The following is a 2,587-nucleotide window of genomic DNA, read 5'->3' as shown; positions in this document are numbered from 1 at the left end:
CGACCGGAGGAACGTCCCTCCGGTCGCTGACGCTCCCGGCTCGCCGGCCGACAAAAGCACCTTCCGGGTACCGGGCGGTCAGTCCTATTGATCGGCGTTGGTCACCGCCAGCCCAGCCGCTTCTTGACTTCCTCGAACGTGAACCCCGGTTCCTGCTTCGCCCGCTCGATCGCCTCCGGGGTGATCGCCTTCACCCAATCGGGATCGTCGTCGAACGCGACGAACTCGGACCGGAGCCGGTTCACCACTTGACCGGACTCGTCGCGGAGTTCGATCCGCTCGGCGAACGCGGCCCGGTCCGCCAGCACCCGGCCCGCGTCGGCCCAGTCGACCTTCCGCCCCGCGACGTACAGCGTGACCATGTGGAACCCTCCGAATCGGTGCCCCCATTGTACCACGGGCCGCGCATTCGGCGCTTTGGCGTCGCGCGCCGCTCAGATAGGATAGTCCGGTACGCATTTGTTCGGAGTGACGGCATGCCAACGCCCGGCGACACGCAGCCCACGATGCCGTTCGCGCCGGTGAGCCCGGGGCCGCCCGCGAACGGCGACACCGTGGCCCAGTTCGGTCCCCCACGGGCCGTCACCAGCGAGTTGCCCGCCCTCGCGCCGCCCGCGGCCCCGGACGAACTCGGGCGGCTCGGCAAGTACCGGCTCCAGCGGGAACTCGGCCGCGGCGGCATGGGGGCCGTGTTCCTCGCGTTCGACGAGCGGCTCCAACGCAAGGTCGCGCTCAAGGTCATGCTCCCGGAGGCGGCCGCCGACGCGACCGCCAAGGAGCGGTTCCTCCGCGAGGCCCGCGCCGCCGCCCGGGTGAGCAGCGACCACGTCGTCGGCATCTACGAGGCCGACGAGACCGACGGCACCCCGTACATCGCGCTCCAGTACCTCCAGGGGTACCCGCTCGACGAGTACCTCGCCAAGTACGGCGTCCCCACGGTCCCGCAGGCGGTGCGGATCGGCCAGGAGGCCGCCCTCGGGCTCGACGCGGCGCACCAACTCGGCCTGATCCACCGCGACATCAAGCCGGCCAACGTGTGGCTCGAGGCCCCGAACGGGCGGGTCAAGCTCCTCGACTTCGGCCTCGCCCGGCAGCGGGACGAGAGCGTCAACCTGACGGGGAAGGGGCTCGTCGTCGGCACCCCGGCGTACATGAGCCCGGAGCAGGCCCGGGGGCTCCCGCTCGACGCCCGGAGCGACCTGTTCAGCCTCGGGGTGGTGCTGTACCAGCTCTGCACCGGGCGGATGCCGTTCACCGGCGACACCCCGATGGCCGTGCTCACGGCGCTGGCGGTGGACCACCCGGTCCCGGTGCTCCAGTTGAACCCGCAGACCCCCGGGCCGCTCGCGGCCCTTGTCCACCGGCTCCTGGCCAAGCGGCCCGCGGCCCGCCCGCCCACGGCCGGGGCGGTCGCCGACGAGCTGAAGGCGGTGTTCGCGGCGATGCAGTCGCCCCTCGCGGTGACCGGGCGGCCGCAGGTGGTGTACGCGCCGATGGCGATCACCAACTACGAGCCGAACCCGTTCGAGCACATCACCCGGAGCGGCACCGTGAGTGGGGAACTGGCCACCGAGGCGGTGCCGGAGGGCGCGGGGCCGCCGAAGTCGCCCCGCCCGCAACCGGCCGCGGCCCGGCCGTTCCCGAAGGTGCTCGCCGGCTCGATCGCGTTCGCGGTCCTCACGGTCGCGTTCGCCGCGTTCCTCCTCACGAGCGGCTCGAAGCCGGCCCCCCCGCCGGCCGACGACGCGGGCGCCGCTCCCCCGCCGCCGAGGCCGGCGAGGGGCACCCCCGCGGGGCCCAAGAAGGACGGGGAGTTGGTCGCGGCCGAGTACGCGCTGTCGGTCGGGGCCGTCATCTACGTCTCGCCCGGCGAGGAGATCCGGATCCTGGCGACCCTGCCCCAGCGGCCGTTCGCGGTCACGCTCATCGACTTCCTGGGGAACACCCGGGGCATGGACGACAAGGGGTTCGCGGCGTTCGAGGGGTGCCGCGAGTTGACGACCCTCATCATGAGCAAGGTGCCGGTCGGCGACGCCGGGCTGGCCCACTTCAAGAACTGCAAGACGATCCAGTACCTGAACCTGTCGGAGATGCCGAGACTCACCGACGCCGGGCTGGCGCACTTCAAGGGGTGCGACGACCTGCGGCGGCTTGACCTGGGCGACGTGAAGGTGACCGACAGGGGGCTGGCGGCCTTCGCCGACTGCGCCCGCCTCTCGGACCTGTTCCTGCCGCACTGCCCGGACGTCGGCGACGGCGCGCCCGCCCACTTCGCGAAGTGCGAGCACCTCAAGGCGGTGCGGCTCGACCACACGGGGCTGACCGACAAGGGGCTGGAGGCGCTGAAGCGGTTCAAGGAGCTGGAGTCCCTCGACGTGCGGAACACGAGGGTGACGCCCGAGGGGGTCGCGGCGTTCAAGGAGGCCCTGCCGCGGTGCAAGATCGCGTCGGGCGACGCAGAACCGGAGAAGTGAGGCTCCCCTGCTGTGTTGACATCCTGGCGGGAACCGCTGGACGCTACCGGCGGGCCGCCACGGAGGGCGGCCCCTACCAGAGGGTTCGCGTTTGGGTCGTAGGGGCCGCCCTC

2 protein-coding genes are annotated in these 2,587 nt (G+C 72.2%); one reads left to right on the top strand and one right to left on the bottom strand.

All coding sequences use genetic code 11. From position 1 onward, the window contains the following. Nucleotides 1–101: 101 nt before the first annotated feature. On the bottom strand, nucleotides 102–362 hold the full coding sequence (locus ACTIGN_RS17905) for a hypothetical protein (protein ID WP_439626264.1): 261 nt from the start codon (nucleotides 360–362) through the stop codon (nucleotides 102–104). 114 nt (nucleotides 363–476) lie between these two features. Between ACTIGN_RS17905 and ACTIGN_RS17900 the strand changes: the two genes are divergently transcribed. Continuing rightward, a complete protein-coding gene (locus tag ACTIGN_RS17900; RefSeq protein WP_439626262.1) occupies nucleotides 477–2,474 on the top strand; it encodes a protein kinase domain-containing protein in 1,998 nt (665 codons plus the stop codon). Nucleotides 2,475–2,587: the final 113 nt, after the last annotated feature.

This window comes from Gemmata sp., from assembly GCF_051859125.1.
Taxonomy (GTDB): Bacteria; Planctomycetota; Planctomycetia; order Gemmatales; family Gemmataceae; genus Gemmata.
Note: the sequence above shows the minus strand (reverse complement) of the source record. Positions and strands in the feature narration are given on the sequence as shown.